Source organism: Oerskovia sp. Root22, from assembly GCF_001429135.1.
In the GTDB taxonomy this organism is placed as follows: domain Bacteria; phylum Actinomycetota; class Actinomycetes; order Actinomycetales; family Cellulomonadaceae; genus Oerskovia; species Oerskovia enterophila.
Genome location: NZ_LMIL01000008.1, coordinates 184,205 through 201,865 on the forward strand (window position 1 = coordinate 184,205; position 17,661 = coordinate 201,865).

The following is a 17,661-nucleotide window of genomic DNA, read 5'->3' on the forward strand; positions in this document are numbered from 1 at the left end:
GGGTCGGCCCCGTTGGTCACGGATAGAGTCGTTGCGGTCAGGCCTGAGCACCACCGGTGCGGGTGTACGCCGCTCGTGAGGAGCAGCACATGTTCGAGAGATTTACCGACCGAGCCCGTCGGGTCGTCGTCCTTGCCCAAGAAGAGGCACGGATGCTCAACCACAACTACATCGGCACCGAGCACATCCTGCTCGGCCTCATCCACGAGGGAGAGGGAGTCGCAGCCAAGGCGCTGGAGTCCCTGAACATCTCCCTCGACGGTGTGCGCTCGCAGGTCACCGAGATCATCGGCGAGGGCCAGCAGGCCCCCAGCGGGCACATCCCGTTCACGCCGCGCGCCAAGAAGGTCCTGGAGCTCTCGCTCCGCGAGGCCCTTCAGCTCGGCCACAACTACATCGGCACCGAGCACATCCTGCTCGGGCTCATCCGTGAGGGAGAGGGTGTCGCAGCCCAGGTCCTCACCAAGATGGGCGCCGACCTCAACCGCGTGCGCCAGCAGGTCATCCAGCTGCTGTCCGGGTACCAGGGCAAGGAGCCCGTCGCTGCGGGCGGCCCCGCCGAGGGCCAGCCGTCCGGCTCGGCCGTGCTCGACCAGTTCGGCCGCAACCTCACGCAGGCCGCACGCGAGGGCAAGCTCGACCCGGTCATCGGACGCACCTCGGAGATCGAGCGCGTCATGCAGGTCCTGTCGCGCCGCACCAAGAACAACCCCGTCCTCATCGGCGAGCCCGGTGTCGGCAAGACGGCCGTCGTCGAGGGCCTCGCCCAGGACATCGTCCGAGGCGACGTGCCGGAGACGCTCAAGGACAAGCAGCTCTACACGCTGGACCTCGGCGCCCTGGTCGCCGGTTCCCGCTACCGCGGTGACTTCGAGGAGCGCCTCAAGAAGGTCCTCAAGGAGATCCGCACGCGCGGCGACATCATCCTCTTCATCGACGAGATCCACACGCTCGTCGGTGCGGGTGCCGCCGAGGGCGCGATCGACGCGGCGAGCATCCTCAAGCCGATGCTGGCCCGTGGTGAGCTCCAGACCATCGGTGCGACCACGCTCGACGAGTACCGCAAGCACATCGAGAAGGACCCGGCTCTGGAGCGTCGCTTCCAGCCGATCCTCGTCTCGGAGCCGAGCCTGCCGCACGCGATCGAGATCCTCAAGGGTCTGCGCGACCGCTACGAGGCGCACCACCGCGTGTCCATCACGGACGCCGCACTGGTGGCCGCCGCGACGCTGGCCGACCGCTACATCAACGACCGGTACCTGCCGGACAAGGCGATCGACCTGGTGGACGAGGCCGGTGCGCGTCTGCGCATCCGTCGCATGACCGCACCGCCGGAGCTCAAGGAGCTCGACGAGCAGATCGGCGAGGCGCGTCGCGACAAGGAGTCCGCGATCGACGAGCAGGACTTCGAGAAGGCCGCGCGCCTGCGCGACACCGAGAAGCAGCTCACGCAGCAGCGCGCCGACAAGGAGAAGGCCTGGAAGGCCGGAGACCTGGACACCGTCGCCGAGGTGGACGAGGACCTTATCGCCGAGGTCCTGGCCATGTCGACCGGCATCCCGGTGCTCAAGCTGACCGAGCAGGAGTCTGCACGCCTGCTGAAGATGGAGGACGAGCTGCACAAGCGCGTCGTCGGCCAGGAGACGGCCATCAAGGCGCTCTCCCAGGCGATCCGTCGCACGCGGGCAGGCCTCAAGGACCCCAAGCGTCCGGGTGGTTCGTTCATCTTCGCCGGCCCCACGGGTGTCGGTAAGACCGAGCTGGCCAAGGCGCTCGCCGAGTTCCTCTTCGGGGACGAGGACGCGCTCATCCAGCTCGACATGTCCGAGTTCTCGGAGAAGCACACGGTCTCGCGTCTCTTCGGCTCGCCTCCCGGCTACGTCGGTTACGACGAGGGTGGCCAGCTCACGGAGAAGGTCCGTCGCCGTCCGTTCTCCGTGGTCCTGTTCGACGAGGTGGAGAAGGCGCACGCCGACATCTTCAACTCGCTCCTGCAGATCCTCGAGGACGGTCGCCTGACCGACTCGCAGGGACGCGTGGTCGACTTCAAGAACACCGTCATCATCATGACCACGAACCTCGGTACGCGGGACATCGCCAAGGGCCTCCAGACCGGCTTCAACGCCGGTGGCGACCTGGTGACGAGCTACGACCGCATGAAGGCCAAGGTCAACGACGAGCTGAAGCAGCACTTCCGCCCGGAGTTCCTCAACCGCGTCGACGACGTGGTGGTCTTCCCGCAGCTCTCGCAGAAGGAGATCGTCCAGATCGTCGACCTCATGGTCGCCAAGCTGGACAAGCGTCTGCAGGACAAGGACATGGGCATCGAGCTCACGGACGCGGCCAAGACGCTCCTCTCCGAGAAGGGCTACGACCCGGTCCTCGGTGCTCGTCCGCTGCGCCGCGCGATCCAGCGCGACATCGAGGACGTGCTCTCCGAGAAGATCCTGTTCGGCGAGCTCAAGGCCGGCCAGGTCGTCCTGGTCGACGCCGAGGGCGAAGGCCTGCTGGGCGAGTTCACGTTCCGCGGTGTCTCCAAGGACGACCACGAGCGTGGCCCGGTGAGCGTGGCCGCGACCGCGGCGCTCAACGCGCCGACGGGCATCTCCACGGCCGACCTCCCGCCGACCGGCGAGCTGCGAGCCGGAGCCGAGTGATCCTTACGGCAGCCACCGGCTGTCGATCCCCGGTCGTCTGACGCCGACCGGACGAAGGGCCCCGATCCTCACGGATCGGGGCCCTTCGTCGTCTCCGAGGTCGGTCGGGCCGGGGGCGCCGGGACCGGAGGCGACCGGACCGAGGAGACCTAGTCGTGCCCGGCGAGCGAGGCGAGCGCGGTGCGCCAGAGCTCCTCGGAGTGCTCGACCGCCTCGGGGGTGTCGTTGTTGTCCTGCCGGATCGTCACGCGCGTGCCCTTGGGGTCGGGGGCGAGCGTGATCGCGACCTCGTGGTGGTTCTCCGGGACGTCGGGCACGCCGCTCGCGGGGGAGTAGTGCGTGAAGCGCAGTGTCTTCGGCCGGTCGACCTCGAGGACCGTGCCGTGGTCCTCGAAGTGCTTTCCCTGGTACTGGCCCTCGAACGTGATGGTGCTGCCCGGCTGGTAGTCCGTCTCCACGTTCGCGCCCAGCATCCAGGTCGCGGACGGGTGGACGAGCTCGGCCCACACCCTCTCGGGGCGGGCGGCGATGTGGATCGAGGCGGTGGCGACGAGTCCGGTCATGGGACCTCTCCTCCTTGAGCGGTTTCCTCGACCGTAGCGCCTGGGGTCAGGTACGGCATGGTGGCGCGCAGCGCTCCGAGATCGCGGCAGGCCGCCCGGGGTCGGTGCGCCGCCCGTCAGCGGACGCCGGTCAGCCCTGGCCGCGCTGCACGACGAGCCTGTCGAGGAGGTCGACGAGACGGCGGCGGTCGCGGTCGTCGAGCGGAGCCAGGAGGTCCTCCTGGGCTGCGGCGAGCACCGCTCCGAGCTCGTCGAGACGCTTCGCTCCCGTGGCGGTCAGGGTGATGATGTTGCGGCGACGGTCCGAGGGGTCGGGGTTCCGTTCGACGTGGCCGTCGGCGACCAGGCGGTCGACCAGCGCGACCATGTCGCTCCGGTCGATCCCGCACCGGCGGCCGAGCGCGGCCTGGCTCGCGGGCCCGAACTCCTCGAGAGTCGTGAGCACCGCGAAGTGGGACCGGTGGGCGCCGACCTCGGCGAGCCTCTCGGCCACCCGCCGGGACGCTTCGAGCGTGGCCTGGGCGAGGAGCCAGCTCGGCAGGGTGCGAAGGCGCGTGGGGGCGGTCTCGGTCTCCATCGCCCGATCCTATCGTTCGTAGGTCCGTCCTATTGTGGGTGGCGCCAACAATCTGTATCGTTGGTATTGCCAACGAAAATCGTCGACGAGGCCAACTTCCCCCGGAGGTCCACATGTCCACGCCCCGCCCTGCCGCAGCCACCGGAGCCGCTCCGCTGGACGAGCTCGCTCGTTCGCTCCGGGCCCTGGTCGACCGTGACGAGATCATCCGCCTCGTCTTCCGCCTCGGGTACGCCCTGGACGCCGGAGACGCCGAGCAGCTTCGCGACCTGTTCGTCGAGGACGCGACCGCGCGCACCCCTGGTGGGACTGCCGAGGGGGTCGAGGCAGTGGTGAGGCAGGCCGCACGCAACCATCGTCCGGAGGACGGCATCCAGCATCACGTGAGCAACGTGCTGGTCGACCTCGACGGTGACCAGGCCACGGTGCGCTCGAACCTGCTCGTGACGTTCGCCCGGCGGGAGCCCGTCGCCGACAAGCCCGTCACCCTGGGGGAGGTCTACAGCTTCGAGGTTCGCCGGACCGTCGACGGGTGGCGCTTGGCGAGCGTCGTCGTCGAACCGGTGTGGGCCTCGCGCTCTCCGGTCACGCTCCTGCGTGCCGGGTGAGCCGAGCACAGGTCTAGCGCACCCCGAGCGCGGCCCGCTGCCCCCGGTGGAGGCGCTCGATCACGGTCGAGTAGGCCGCGATCATCCGGGTGTGGCTGAACCGCGGTCGGCTGCGCAGGAGCGCGAGGCCCAGCTCGTCCCGCCGTCGGGCCGCCTCCTCCCACGCCGCGCAGATCGCGGCGGGGTCCCTGGACGTGACCAGGCCGATCCCGTCGACGATCGACGCGGCGTCGCCCACGTCGGTCGTGACGGGCACGGCCCCGCACATCGCGCCCTCGATGAGGCACAGCGGGGCCGCCTCGCCGAACGACGAGGTGAGCGCGACGACGTCGGCCGCCGCGTAGACCGACTCCATGTCGCGGCGCACGCCCAGGAGGTGGACCCGCGCGAGCAGGTCCGGGCGATCCGCGAACGAGGCCCGCAGGTCCTCGAGCAGGGCCGGGTTCGCCGGGCTCATCCCCGCGCCGCACATCAGCACGTGCCGTGTCGTCGCCCGCGCGAGGAACGCCCGGGCCGCTCGCACGAACAGGGCCACGTCCTTCATCCCGTCGTAGCGCGCCGCGAACGCCACGACGGTCGCGTCGAGCGGCACGCCGAGCATCCCGCGCCGGGCGGCGCGACGGCGCGGGGCCAGGGGACGGAACCGTGCGAGGTCCACCCCGTTGGAGATCACGTGGAGGAGCGAGGCGGGCACCCCGGCGGCACGGTAGGCGTCCCGGGTCGACTCGGCACAGCAGACCGCGCCGACGAGCCGTCCGTTCTCGACGGTCGCGAGCAGGTCGTCGAGGGCAGGTCCCTGGTGCTCGGGGTCGGACCGGTGCAGGCACGCGATCACGGGCCGCTCCGGGAAGCCGTCCTGGTTCACGAGCCGCAGCGGTTGCTCCTTGAGCGAGAGGACCACGTCGGACTGCGCGGCGAGCTCCGCCGCCGTGGACAGCTCCGCCTCGGTAAATCCTCGCGGCGCGGCCGGGCCAGCGGGAGCCCCCGGGCGCCGGCCCAGCGAGGCGACCTGGATGCCTGCTGCGCGGAGCGCCTGGTACCTCGGGTCCTCGGTCATGGGTTGAAGCAGGCCCTCGCGCAGGACCGCATGGTGGATGCTCAGGACGGAGTGCGTCTGCCGGCCCCCGCCGTGCAGCCCGGTGATGACCGCGCTGTGCAGCACTCGTGCCCCGCCGCTGAAGAAGCCCTCGTAGATCGACTGGACCCGCAGTCCGTCTCCTGCTGACATGGCGTCACCTCCGTCGCCAGGATCGGGCACCACGATGTCCGACGCGTGGCGATCCTGTGACATCGGCATGACGTGTGCCGGGCGGCTCCGGGGACGAGGTGAGGGGTCAGCGGACGCTCGCCCACGCTGCCGCGAACCGCGGCAGGCTGGCCTCGAGGGTCTCCAGGCTCGCCGTGAGCGAGATGCGGAAGCGGCCGGGCGTCTCGAAGTACTTGCCGCCCAGGACCAGGACGTCGTGCTCGGCCAGGAGGGACTCGAACGCGCGGTCGTCGGGCACGGGCGAGCGGGGGAAGAGGTAGAACGTGCCCTCGGGCGAGTGCACGTCGTAGCCGATCTCGCGCAGCCCGGACACCATGAGGTCCCGCTTGCACTCGTAGAGCGCGACGTCGAACGGGATCCGCTCGAGCAGGGGCAGCGCGTGCTGCAGCACCGCGTTGGGGAACGCGTAACCGATCGCGATCTGGAGCGCCTCGATCGCAGGCCGCAGCTCCTCACGGCCGGGCAGGGTCGGGGGGACGGCGAGGTACCCGATGCGCTGGCCCGGCGCGAGCAACGTCTTCCCGTAGCTGTACGCGAGCAGCGACCAGGGGTACACCTCGGTGGGGCTGTGGAACGTGGTGCCGTCGTAGACGATGCGGTGGTACGGCTCGTCCGAGACCACGAAGATGCGGCGCCCGGTGCGTGCCGACGCCTCGTCGAGCAGCGCCGCCAGGCGCCGCAGCTGCTCGACCGGGTAGACGCGACCCGTCGGGTTGTTGGGCGTGTTGACCAGGACGACCCTGGTCCGTGGGGTGATCGCACCCGCGATCGCGTCGAGGTCCAGGTCGAACGTCTCGGGGACGATCGGGACCTTGACGGGGACCAGCCCGGCCTCGCGCACGATCACCTCGTACGCGAACCACGGCGGGATGCTGAAGACCACCTCGTCGCCGGGGTCGGCGACGAGCTTGAGCGCGAGCGCGAGAGCCGTGAAGCCACCCGTGGTCAGGTGGACGTCGTCGGGCTCGAACGCCACGCCGACGACGCCGCGCAGCGCGTCGGCCGCCGCCGCGCGGGCAGCGGGCTCGCTGACCTTGTAGCCGAACCAGTGCTCGTCGCGCGGGACGGCGCTCGCGCGCAGCGCCTCGACATACTCGGCCGGGGCGGGGTCGTGCGGGTTCCCGAACGTGAGGTCGAGGACGCCGGGCCGGGCGCGCCGCTCGGGGTAGACGTGCGCGAAGAACCCGAGCAGGTGGTCGAACGGGGTGGACCGAGCGAGGTCCGCAGCGCGTCGGGAGATCGTCTCGTCGGCCATGGGAGCTCCTCGCTCGGGCGACGGCAGTGCCGGAAGGTGGGTCGCCAGGGCGGTGGTCGGCTGGCGACAGGGTGGCCGGGGGCCACGCGGGACAGGCGATTCCACGCTAGCACCGGGCCGGCGGACCGGCCGGGGGACGGGGAGGCCCGACGGCGCCGCTCACCCTGCGGCAGGCAGCGTCCCTCGCGGGGACCGCGCTCGGGCAGGAGGTCGATCACGGGCACGCGTGCCGTCAGCGCGTGCTGGACTCTCGCGCCGTGCTGGTGCGCGCCCGGTCGAGCAGGTAGTCCTGTTCCACCGTGTTCTGCGTGCGGGCCACTGCCGAGCGGAAGGCGACGGCCGCGTCGGCATGGCGGCCCAGGTCGTCGAGCAGGTGGGCGCGTACCGCGGGCTCTCGCGCGCCTGCGAGGGGGTCGTCGGCGAGCCCGTGCTCGCGGTCGAGCGCGCCGAGCAGGTCGAGCCCGCGCTGCGGGCCGAATGCCCGCGCGACGGCCACGACGCGCGACAGGCGGACCGGGCCGGTCGGTGCGAGGCGCTCGAGCCAGAGGTAGAGCGCGGCGATCTGCGGCCAGTCGGTGTCGGCGTCGCTCGTCGACGTGGCGTGGACGGCGGCGATCGCGGCTTGCACCTGGTACGGCCCGACGGTCCGGAGCGGCCACACGGCATCGATGATCGCGCGGCCCTCCTCGATCATCCGCTGGTCCCAGCGCGACCGGTCCTGGTCCTCGAGGGGCACCAGGTGGTCGTAGGCGTCGGTCCGGGCGTCACGTCGCGCCTCGGTGAGGAGCATGAGGGCGAGGAGCCCGGCGACCTCGGGGTCCTGGGTGCTGTGGGACCGGGCGAGCCGGGTGAGCCGGATGGCCTCGTGGGAGAGGTCGACACGGCCGAGGCTCGTCCCGGAGGAGGCCGTGTAGCCCTCGTTGAACACGAGATACAGCACCCGCAGCACGGAGGCGAGGCGTGCGTCGCGGTCGGCCGAGGTGGTGGGGACGAAGCGGGTCCCTTCCCGGCGGAGCTGCTGCTTCGCACGACTGACCCGCGTCCCCATGGTCGCCTCGCTCACGCCGTAGGCATGGGCGACCTCCGCCGTCGTCAGGCCACCCACGGCGCGGAGCGTCAGCGCGACCTGCGAGGTCGGGCTGAGGGACGGGTGGGCGCACAGGAGCAGCAGGGTGAGGCTGTCGTCGTCGTCGATCACCTCGCGGCCCGACGCCTGCTCCGCGAGCGCTGCTTCCCCGACCGTCCGCTCGCGGCGATGGCGCGCCTGCTCGGAACGCAGGAGGTCGATCATCCTGCGGTACGCCACCCGCACGAGCCAGGACCTGGGCTCGACCGGAACGCCCTCGACGGGCCACCGGGTGCTCGCGACGAGCAGCGCTTCCTGGACGGCGTCCTCGGCGACGTCGAACCGGCTGAACCGGCGCACGAGCGCACCGAGGACCTGAGGTGCCTCGGAGCGCAGCAGGCCCTCGATGCTCGGGTCCACCCGCGGGTCCACCTCTGGTGAGGGCGTCATGGGCGTCAGGCCGCGAAGTCGTCGCCCATGATCGGTCGGATCTCCATGGGCTCGCCCAGGACCGCGACCATGCGGCTGACGACCTCGACGGCCCGCTCGTGGCTCGCGCAGTCGATGACGGCAAAGCTTGCGAGGACCTCTTTGAGCTCGGCGAACGGGCCGTCGGTCGCGACGACGCCGGAGTCGGTGCGGCGCACCGTCGTGCTCATCGCGGGATGGCCCAGGCCCTCGCTCGACACGAACTCTCCGGTCCGGCGAAGCTCCGCCTCGAACTCCTGGTAGGCCGCGAAGGCCGCGAGGGCCTCGTCGGACGGCGTGTCGGCGGAGCCGGCGTCCCATGCGGCGGTCGGGGTGTATCCGAGCAACAGGTACTTCACGTGGTTCTCCTTCGAAGGTTCGCTGGTCGGCTCGAGACCAGACTCTCAGCCGAGGGCACGGGTCCGCAGCCGCAGGGCGAGGGCCGTGGTCCAGGTGAAGGCGATCAGCCCGTTGGCCGCGACCTGGAGGCTCGCGGTCTCGGGCGAGACGGGTACGAGCAGCGCGAGGCCCACGATCCCGTGGCCGATCGCAGCCGACACCTGACGGGCACGCACCGCACGGACCGTGAGGACCACGGCCGCAGCGGCGAGCGCGGTGAAGGCGACGGCGGCGGCCACCGAGTGGGCGACGCCGTGCCACGACATCGAGTCCGCCGGTCCGTCGGGCGTACCGACGGGAAAGCCGTTCTCCGGGTCCATGACGAAGACCCCCGCGAGCACGAAGCCGACCCCGGCGATCCCCAGCAGCACGGGGACGGCGCGCCGTCCGACTCCTTCGGTGACGATCCGTCGGTGCGTCACCGCCAGGGCGAGGAGCCCGAGGCCGGTCAGGGCGAAGGTGAGGATCTGGACCCAGCCGAGGTCTCCGGTGGAGAGCTGGCTGAGCGGGTGGACCCGCAGGTCGAAGCCCTCCCGGGCGACGGACTGCACGCCCGCGGAGACGACGAAGAGCGGACCCGCGGCCGCGGCCGCGACCAGCAGGCGTCGGGTGCTCGAACGGACCGCCGCCGCCGTCTGCGTGCGGTCGGCGCCGAGCGTCGGTGGCTTCGGGGACGGTGGGAGCGGGATCTGCCGTGACATGACGTTCTCCTTCGGTGGCGGGGCGGTTCACGGCTACCTCGTGACCGCAGCCCGGGCCTTGACACCCCTGGAGTGTGACGTGCATCACAGTCTCTGGATGTCGAGGCGTACGGAGGCGTGACGAGGTCTCCACGACTGCGGCCGACCGGACGTGGCGCCGAGACGAAGGAGAACGACCATGGACAGCACGAGCACCCCCGCCGAGACGACGGGCGCGAGCGCGACCGTCCCGACCGGATCAGCGGAAGTCGACGCCTACGGGCTCGACGGCCAGGCGCCGCCCAGCGCAGGGCTCCGCGCCCTGGAACGACTCGTCGGGACCTGGCGTGTGACCGGCGGCGCCGAGGGCGAGGTCACGTACGAGTGGATGGAGGGTGGGTACTTCCTCCTCCAGCGCGTGCGGCTCGACCAGTTCGGGCAGGAGATCAAGGGACTCGAGGTGATCGGCAACCTCCACCCGTTCGGCGAGCCCGTCGGTGAGGACGTCGTGTCCCGCTTCTACGACTCCCTCGGCAACACGCTCGACTACGTGTACGACATCACCGGCGACACCCTGACCATCTGGGCAGGGGTCAAGGGCAGCCCCGCGTTCTTCGAGGGGACCTTCGACGCCGCCGACCGGGTGGTCGTCGGCGAGTGGGTCTATCCGGACGGAGGCGGCTATCCGTCGACGATGACCCGGCGCTGACATCCGCGTCCGCGCGGCCGCGGTGGTGGTCGCGCGGACGTCGGCGGCGAATCCTCGTGGGGGAACTCACACCGCTTCCTGACGTGCTGACACGTTAAGATGGTCCGTCTGTCCGACTTCGAAGTTGGGGCGGTCGAACGGTCTGCAGGTACCTCGCGGACACGTCTCGATCCGGGCTGGAAACCCCACGATCCCCGCTGCGTCCCCGAAGGTCGGTCATGCCCGCTTCTCCTCCCTCCACCACTGCGCCCTCGGCCCAGGTGGTCCCTCCCTCGGCCGAGCCCCATGGTTCGGCGTCGGCCGAGCACGACGCGCCCGGCGCGTCGGGGCCTCGTCGCTGGTGGATCCTGCTCATCCTCGCGCTCACGCAGCTGCTCGTGGTGCTCGACGGGACGATCGTGAACATCGCCCTCCCGCAGGCCCAGCTCGAGCTCGGCCTCACGGACACCCAGCGCCAGTGGGTCGTCACGGCCTACGCGCTCGCGTTCGGGGCTCTCCTGCTGCTCGGCGGGCGCATCGCGGACTACTGGGGGCGCAAGCGCACCTACCTGCTGGGGATGGTCGGCTTCGGCGTCGCGTCGTTGCTCGCGGGCCTCGCGCGCAACGGCACCGAGCTCATCGCGATGCGTGGTCTCCAGGGGGTCTTCGCAGCGCTGCTCGCCCCCGCGGCCCTCGCGCTGCTCACGGTGTCCTTCCCACGCGGCAAGGACCGCAACACGGCGTTCGCCGTGTTCGGTTCGGTCGCGGGTGTCGGGGCCGCGGTCGGCCTGGTCCTCGGTGGCGCGCTCACCGAGTTCGCGGACTGGCGCTGGTGCCTGTGGGTCAACGTCCCGGTCGTCGTGGTCGCGCTCGTCGCGGGGGCGCTCCTGATCCGTGAGAGCAAGGCCGAGGGGGACAACAAGTACGACGTGCTGGGCACGGTCGTGGTGGTCCTCGGGCTCGGTTCGCTCGTCTACGGCTTCACGCTCGCCGAGCACAGCTGGGTCGCGCCCGAGACCATCGGGTGCCTGGCCGCCGGCGTCGTGCTCATCGCGCTGTTCGTCTGGATCGAGTCCCGCGTCGCGCAGCCGCTCCTCCCGCTGCGTGTGCTCACGAACAAGGTCCGGGCTGGCGCGTTCCTGCTGCAGGCCATCTTCGGTGCGCTCATGATCGGTGCGCTGCTGTACCTCGCCCTCCACCTGCAGATCGTGCTGGGCCTCTCGCCCCTGCACGCGGGCCTGGGCACCCTGCCCATGACGATCATGACGCTCGTCCTGGCCCCCGTGATCACCCAGCTCCTCCCGCGCTTCGGCCCCCGTCCGCTCATGATCGGCGGGCCCCTGGTCGCGGCCGCTGCGCTGCTCTACCTGAGCCGCATCACGGTCGGCGGGTCGTACGCGGTCGAGATCCTGCCCGCCCTGATCGTGCTGGGCGTGGGCATGGCGATGGTCCTGGTCCCGCTCCAGAACGTGGCCCTCTCGGGCGTCGAGGCGCACGACGCGGGCGCCGCGAGCGCGACCGTCAACGCCTCGATGCAGATCGGCGGCTCGATCGGCCTCTCGGTCTTCACGACCATCTACGCGGGCGTCGTCGCGGGGGCGGTCGTGACGGACGAGGCGTCGCAGCTCGCCGCGTTCGTCGACGGCTACTCGGCGGCGTTCGTCGCGACGGCCGTCACCCTGGTCGTGGGCGCCGTCATCGCCGCGGTGCTGATCCGCGGTCCCAAGGAACAGCTCCTGCCGCAGGGCGACCAGGTCGCCGTGCACCTGGGCTGACCGCGTCCCCGGAGCCGGGGACGCGGTTCCGGAGCACGTCCAGGCCGCCCGCTGACGCCACGCGCGTCGTCGGGCGGCCTTCGTGTCGGGTCTCCGTCCCCTTCCGGCAGCACGCGCCCCGTGCGGTCGCGTCGTACGGGGCGTCCGGTGCCCGACGGCGTCGCGCGCCCCCGGGCGGTCGTGGCGCCTCTCGCGGAGCTCGGGTCAGCCCGCGAGGAGCGCGCGGACGTCCCTCTCGGCCTGCCCGGGCGACGCGGTCCGGCAGCCCTTGTCGACCCAGCCCTGGACGAGCCGCGGCTCGTCGCGCAGCAGCCCCCAGCCGCGGCGCAGCAGCGTGAGCGGGGGCTTGCGCGACTCCCCGAGGTCGCGCAGGAGCCGGAACCAGAACGTCATGACGCGTGGGCGTCGCAGGCAGATCGCGTCGGCCAGGATGCCCTCGGCCCGGCAGGCCTCGACGAGCTCGGCCGCGAAGATCCCCTCGGCGATGACGATGCGCGAGCCCGTGACGTCGAGGTGGGTCGTGCCCGTGCGGCGCGAGGTCGGGATGTCGTAGACCGGGACGTCCGAGTGGCCCGTCGTGGCGAGCGAGAGCAGCGCGTCGAGCGCACCGGCCGCGTCCCAGCTCCCGGGCGAGTCCCAGTCGACGATGCCGAACCGGTGCGGCATGTCCGGGTGGTCGACGTCGTGGTAGAAGTCGTCGAGCGCGACGACCGGGAGCCCCAGTCGTCGGGTCAACGACGTCTTGCCCGAGCCCGACGGACCCGTCAGCAGGACGATCCGTCGGGGTGGGACACGCGTGCCCTCGGGCAGGTCGAAGAGGCCGTTCGTCACCCGACCATTCTCCCAGCCCGCGGACGCACCCTGGTGCGTGGCGCCGTCGGGCCGGTGAGACGTACGCCCGGGCGCCTGGGTTCGTGCGGGAACCACGTACGTAGCGATCGTGTGGCAGACCCTGATGTGAGGCCTCGGGCCCGCGCCCTAGCGTGGCCGCACACGATGCTGCGGCAACGGTGCCGCAGCCGTGCTGGGGAGGGTCGATCATGCAACGAAGCAGACGGTCCGTGAGGCGATGGCTTGCAGCAGCCGCCGCCACGGCAGCAGTGGCAGTGCCCCTGACGGTGCCGGTGCCCGCAGCGCTCGCGGCCGAGGCGTGCGCGCCCGCCTGGGCGGCCTCGTCGGTGTACACGGGCGGCGCGACCGCGTCGTACGCCGGCTCGAACTACAAGGCGTCGTGGTGGACTCAGGGCGAGGTCCCCGGGACGCAGCAGTGGGGGGCCTGGAAGGTCGTCGGGCCGTGCGGGACGGTCGACCCGACGGGGACCGACCCGACGGGGACGGACCCCACCGGGACGGACCCCACCGGGACGGACCCCACCGGGACGGACCCCACCGGCGGGGACCCGGGCACGCCCATCTCGACGAACCCCCAGGAGAAGTGCCGTCCTGACGGGCTGGCCGTCAACAAGACCGTCGACGTGCCCTACTGCGACGTGTACGACGAGGCCGGCCGCGAGAAGCTGCCGAACGGCCTGGACCGGCGCGTGATCGGCTACTTCACCTCGTGGCGCACGGGCGAGGGAGGGACGCCGGCCTACCTCGCGAGCGACATCCCGTGGACCAAGCTGTCGCACATCAACTACGCGTTCGCGCACGTCGGCCCGGACTCGAAGATCTCGGTGAACGCCGAGTCCGCGACGAGCGAGGCGACGGGCCTGACGTTCGCGGGGGCGGAGAACGCGCTCGACCCGACCGTCCCCTACAAGGGGCACTTCAACCAGCTGACCAAGTTCAAGAAGCAGCACCCCGGCGTGCGGACGCTCGTGTCGGTCGGCGGCTGGGCCGAGACGGGCGGCTACCTCGGGGCCGACGGGAACAGGGTCGCCTCGGGCGGCTTCTACACCCTGGACACCCAAGCCGAGTACGACGCGTTCGCGGCCTCCGCGGTCGCGATGGTGCGGACCTACGGGTTCGACGGGATCGACATCGACTACGAGTACCCGACCTCGAACGTCAAGGCCGGGAACCCGGACGACTTCGCGATCGCCGACGCCCGACGCGGACAGCTCTGGAAGAACTACGAGCAGCTCATGAAGACCACGCGCGAGGCCCTCGACAAGGCCGCGGCGCAGGACGGCGAGTACTACATGCTGACGATCGCGGCCCCCGCCTCGGGGTGGCTCCTGCGGGGCATGGAGGTCTTCCAGATCATGCCGTACCTCGACTACGTCAACGTGATGTCGTACGACCTGCACGGGACGTGGAACGACTTCGTGGGCGGCAACGGTGCCCTGTTCGACGACGGCAAGGACGGCGAGCTCGCGGCCGCCGGGGTGTACGGGGCCTACGACGGGATCGGGTACCTCAACGCCGACTGGGCCGCGCACTACTTCCGCGGAGCCGTGCAGGCCGGGCGCATCAACATCGGCGTCCCGTTCTACACGCGCGGCTGGACCAACGTGCAGGGTGGGACCAACGGACTGTGGGGCAAAGCCGCGCTGCCCGACCAGACCAAGTGCCCGCCCGGCACCGGGCCCTCGCTGGGCGGCACGTCCAAGTGCGGCAACGGGGCGGGCGGGATCGACAACGTCTGGTACGACGTCGACAAGGCCGGGGCGAAGATCCCCGCAGGAGGGAACCCGATCTGGCACATGCTCAACCTGCAGAACGGCAAGGTGGGATCGTACGCGGCTGCGTACGGCGCGCCGACCGGTCCGCTGACCGGGACCTACCAGCATCACTTCGACCCGGTCACCAAGACCGAGTGGTGGTGGAACGCGCAGACGAAGTCGTTCATCTCGGGAGACTCCGACCAGGCGATCCAGGCCAAGGCCGACTACGTGGTCGCGGGCGGCTACGGCGGCCTGATGATCTGGGAGCTGGCCGGGGACTACGGCCTGGACGCGGCGAGCGGCGAGTACGGCATGGGTGACAGCCTCGTGACGCGGATGCACTCGACGTTCGCGACCGCGGCACCGTACGGCGCCGCCAAGTCGAAGACCGCGACGCCCGCCGAGGCGATCGACCTGGGGGTGTCGTTCTCGGAGTTCGCGCTCGGCGACAACAACTACCCGATCAACCCGCGGGTGACGTTCGCCAACAGGTCCTCGGTCGCGATCCCGGCCGGAGCCACGATCTCGTTCGACTTCGCGACGACCACGTCCGCGACGATCGGCGAGCAGAACGGCTGGGGCATCACGACGGTCGCGGGCCACACCGGCAACAACGTGGGCGGGCTCGAGGGGGACCTGCACTCGGCGACGCTCAAGGTCCCGTCCGGGGGCATCCCGGCGGGCGGCTCGGCGTCCACCAAGCTGTCGTGGCGCCTGCCCATGGCGCAGATCTCGAACGTCCGCGTGACGATCGGGGCCACCACGTACGCCACGACCTACGACCACCCGCGCGGCGTCATGGTCGTGAACCCCGTGGTCTCTGGCGGGACGACGGGTGGGACGCCCGGGGGGAGCACGGGAGGGACGACCGGTGGCGCAGGTTGCTCGGCCGCCGCGTGGCTCGCCGGGACGGCCTACAACGGTGGCGCGCAGGTCACGCACGCGGGCCACAGGTGGTCTGCCCGGTACTGGACGCAGGGCAACGCTCCCGTGGTCAGCGACTGGGGCCCGTGGAAGGACGAGGGGGCCTGCTGACCCCCTGACGCCTGCGTCGAAGGTAGAGGGTTTGCGTCGAGGTAGAGGGCTGGAGCCCTCTACCTCGACGGCACCCCTCTACCTCGCGGCGCGTCCCGGCGGTCGTAGGCTTCCGGGGTGACCTCCGCCGAAGCCCTCGCCGCCACCGCCCTCGACTCGATCCGGTCCTGGGCGCCGCTCAGCCCTGCGCAGGCCGCGCTGCGCGAGGAGTACGTGGCGTTCGTCGAGCAGGGCCAGGGGGACGTGATCTTCCGCGGTGGCGCCGAGCACCTGACCGGGAGCTGCTTCGTGCTGACCCCGGACCTGCTGCACGTGCTGCTGTGCTTCCACCGCAAGGGGCAGTTCTGGGTCCAGGTCGGTGGGCACGTCGAGCCAGGTGACGGGAGCCTCGCGGCAGGGGCGTTCCGTGAGGCCCGTGAGGAGAGCGGCATCGAGTCCCTCGAGCCCTTCGAGCCCGACGGCGCCCCCGTGGACCTGCACCGGCACGCGCTGTCCTCCCGCTTCGGTACGTGCCTGGTCCACTGGGACGTGGGCTACGTCGCGTTCGCGGACCTCGAGGCGCTGCCCGTCGTGAGCGACGAGAGCGAGGCTGTCGCGTGGTTCCGGGTGGACCGGCTCCCGCCCGACACGCCCGAGGACTTCCCCGTGCGGCTCCGGACGGTCCTCGAGGAGATGACGCACCGCCGTCGGGCCTCCGCCTGACGGGGCGCCCCGCGCCCATGTGTACGCTTGTACACATGACCTTCCCGGACCCTTCCGACCAGCGCCCCATGCGCGAGCGCATGCTCGCCGGCGACCTCTACCTCGCCGACGACCCGCAGATCGCCGCCGACTCCGAGCGCGCCATGTCACTCAGCCACCGTTTCAACTCCCTGGACCCCACCGAGGGCGCAGCCCGTCGCGAGGTCCTGACCGAGCTGCTCGGCGCGTTCGGCGAGGACAGCGACATCCGCCCGCCCTTCCGCTGCGACCTGGGCTACCAGACGACGATCGGCGCGCGGACGTTCGTGAACTTCGGGCTCGTGTGCCTCGACGTCGCGCCCGTCACGATCGGTGACGACGTGCTGATCGGCCCGGGCGTCCAGCTCCTGACGCCCACGCACCCGATCGAGCCGGGCCCGCGCCGCGACAAGTGGGAAGGGGCCCAGCCCATCACGATCGGCGACAACGTGTGGCTCGGCGGCGGCGTGACCGTGTGCCCGGGCGTGACGATCGGCGAGAACACCGTGGTGGGCGCCGGGTCCGTCGTGACGCGCGACCTGCCCGCGAACGTCGTGGCCGTGGGTAACCCCGCGCGGGTCCTGCGGCACATCGACGCCGAGGGTGCCGAGAGCGCCGCGAGCACCCAGGGGGCCGACGGCACCGCCGGTGCCGCTTCCGGCCGCGACCCCGCGTGACCTCGACGTCGCCGCGCCGCGTCGATCCAGACCGCAAGGCCCGGATCGTCGACGCGGCCCTCGACGTCATCGCCGAGCACGGTGTCGCGGGCACCACGCACCGCGTGGTCGCGGCGGCCGCCGACGTGCCGCTCGGATCCATGACGTACCACTTCGAGAACCTCGACGAGCTGCTGCGGCTCGCGTTCGAACGGCACGCGGTCCAGGCGGCTGCGCGCTTCGAGGCCGCCATGGCGACCGTCCCCGAGGGCGGGGACCCGGTCGAGGCGATCGTCGGGCTCGTGTGCGACGAGTCGGGGAACTACCGACGGGACCTGCTCGTCGCGCTCGAGCTCTACGTGCTCGCGGCACGCAAGCCCGCCTTCCGCACCGTCACCCAGCGGTGGATGGCCGCGAGCCGGGCCGCCCTGCGGCGGCATGTCGACGCGGAGGTCGCGCCCGACGTCGACGCGCTCCTCGAAGGGCTCGTGCTGCATGCGGCGCTCTCGACGGGGCCCGACGGCCGACCGCTCGACCGGCCGCTCGACCCCGAGCGCGTGCTCCGCGCGGTGCGGCGCCAGGTGGGCTGAGCGCCGGCCGCTGGTGCCGAGCATGCGGTGGCCGACCGCATGCTCGGT

Annotated in this window: 16 protein-coding genes; 8 read left to right on the top strand and 8 right to left on the bottom strand. The window is 71.5% G+C overall.

The window, feature by feature from the left end:
- Positions 1–89: 89 nt before the first annotated feature.
- Positions 90–2,657 carry an ATP-dependent Clp protease ATP-binding subunit gene (locus tag ASE15_RS09595; protein ID WP_056649482.1) on the top strand — a complete coding sequence of 856 codons (2,568 nt, stop codon included), beginning with the start codon at positions 90–92 and terminating at the stop codon, positions 2,655–2,657.
- A gap of 149 nt (positions 2,658–2,806) precedes the next feature.
- Here ASE15_RS09595 and ASE15_RS09600 read toward each other — a convergent pair whose 3' ends face one another.
- The gene (locus ASE15_RS09600; protein ID WP_056649485.1) at positions 2,807–3,220 is read right to left on the bottom strand and encodes an SRPBCC domain-containing protein; all 414 of its coding nucleotides are present in this window, start codon (positions 3,218–3,220) and stop codon (positions 2,807–2,809) included.
- A 130-nt stretch (positions 3,221–3,350) separates the two neighbouring features.
- Positions 3,351–3,797 carry a MarR family winged helix-turn-helix transcriptional regulator gene (locus tag ASE15_RS09605; RefSeq protein ID WP_056763043.1) on the bottom strand — a complete coding sequence of 149 codons (447 nt, stop codon included), beginning with the start codon at positions 3,795–3,797 and terminating at the stop codon, positions 3,351–3,353.
- Positions 3,798–3,910: 113 nt separating this feature from the next.
- Here ASE15_RS09605 and ASE15_RS09610 point away from each other — a divergent pair, with 113 nt between their 5' ends.
- Positions 3,911–4,405 (top strand): nuclear transport factor 2 family protein, encoded by a 495-nt coding sequence (locus tag ASE15_RS09610; RefSeq protein ID WP_056763045.1) that lies wholly within the window; start codon positions 3,911–3,913, stop codon positions 4,403–4,405.
- 13 nt (positions 4,406–4,418) lie between these two features.
- On the opposite strand, the gene ASE15_RS09615 is transcribed toward ASE15_RS09610, so the two are convergent.
- The 5 genes from ASE15_RS09615 to ASE15_RS09635 all read right to left on the bottom strand — a co-directional run bounded on the left by ASE15_RS09615 (position 4,419) and on the right by ASE15_RS09635 (position 9,561).
- On the bottom strand, positions 4,419–5,633 hold the full coding sequence (locus tag ASE15_RS09615) for a glycosyltransferase (protein ID WP_056763047.1): 1,215 nt from the start codon (positions 5,631–5,633) through the stop codon (positions 4,419–4,421).
- 106 nt (positions 5,634–5,739) lie between these two features.
- Positions 5,740–6,927: an aminotransferase class I/II-fold pyridoxal phosphate-dependent enzyme gene (locus ASE15_RS09620; protein WP_056763049.1), complete on the bottom strand. Its 1,188-nt coding sequence runs from the start codon at positions 6,925–6,927 to the stop codon at positions 5,740–5,742.
- A gap of 232 nt (positions 6,928–7,159) precedes the next feature.
- A complete protein-coding gene (locus ASE15_RS09625) occupies positions 7,160–8,443 on the bottom strand; it encodes an RNA polymerase sigma factor (RefSeq protein ID WP_056763052.1) in 1,284 nt (427 codons plus the stop codon).
- A 5-nt stretch (positions 8,444–8,448) separates the two neighbouring features.
- Positions 8,449–8,820 (bottom strand): YciI family protein, encoded by a 372-nt coding sequence (locus ASE15_RS09630; RefSeq protein WP_056649501.1) that lies wholly within the window; start codon positions 8,818–8,820, stop codon positions 8,449–8,451.
- 45 nt (positions 8,821–8,865) lie between these two features.
- Complete coding sequence (locus ASE15_RS09635; protein ID WP_082618345.1) at positions 8,866–9,561, bottom strand: DUF998 domain-containing protein; 696 nt, start codon at positions 9,559–9,561, stop codon at positions 8,866–8,868.
- Between the two features lie 178 nt (positions 9,562–9,739).
- On the opposite strand from ASE15_RS09635, the gene ASE15_RS09640 reads away from it, so the two are divergent.
- On the top strand, positions 9,740–10,249 hold the full coding sequence (locus tag ASE15_RS09640) for a hypothetical protein (RefSeq protein WP_056763054.1): 510 nt from the start codon (positions 9,740–9,742) through the stop codon (positions 10,247–10,249).
- A gap of 218 nt (positions 10,250–10,467) precedes the next feature.
- Positions 10,468–12,003 (top strand): MFS transporter, encoded by a 1,536-nt coding sequence (locus ASE15_RS09645; RefSeq protein WP_082618346.1) that lies wholly within the window; start codon positions 10,468–10,470, stop codon positions 12,001–12,003.
- Positions 12,004–12,207: 204 nt separating this feature from the next.
- On the opposite strand, the gene ASE15_RS09650 is transcribed toward ASE15_RS09645, so the two are convergent.
- Complete coding sequence (locus ASE15_RS09650) at positions 12,208–12,834, bottom strand: uridine kinase (RefSeq protein WP_056649507.1); 627 nt, start codon at positions 12,832–12,834, stop codon at positions 12,208–12,210.
- 275 nt (positions 12,835–13,109) lie between these two features.
- Here ASE15_RS09650 and ASE15_RS09655 point away from each other — a divergent pair, with 275 nt between their 5' ends.
- The 4 genes from ASE15_RS09655 to ASE15_RS09670 all read left to right on the top strand — a co-directional run bounded on the left by ASE15_RS09655 (position 13,110) and on the right by ASE15_RS09670 (position 17,613).
- Entirely contained in the window at positions 13,110–15,647 is a 2,538-nt protein-coding gene (locus tag ASE15_RS09655) for a glycosyl hydrolase family 18 protein (RefSeq protein WP_200960538.1), read from the top strand.
- Positions 15,648–15,764: 117 nt separating this feature from the next.
- Positions 15,765–16,349: an NUDIX hydrolase gene (locus tag ASE15_RS09660; RefSeq protein ID WP_056763057.1), complete on the top strand. Its 585-nt coding sequence runs from the start codon at positions 15,765–15,767 to the stop codon at positions 16,347–16,349.
- A gap of 35 nt (positions 16,350–16,384) precedes the next feature.
- The gene (locus ASE15_RS09665; RefSeq protein ID WP_200960539.1) at positions 16,385–17,044 is read left to right on the top strand and encodes a sugar O-acetyltransferase; all 660 of its coding nucleotides are present in this window, start codon (positions 16,385–16,387) and stop codon (positions 17,042–17,044) included.
- Positions 17,041–17,613 carry a TetR/AcrR family transcriptional regulator gene (locus tag ASE15_RS09670; RefSeq protein WP_056763059.1) on the top strand — a complete coding sequence of 191 codons (573 nt, stop codon included), beginning with the start codon at positions 17,041–17,043 and terminating at the stop codon, positions 17,611–17,613. Before ASE15_RS09665 ends, ASE15_RS09670 begins: the two co-directional genes overlap by 4 nt.
- Positions 17,614–17,661: the final 48 nt, after the last annotated feature.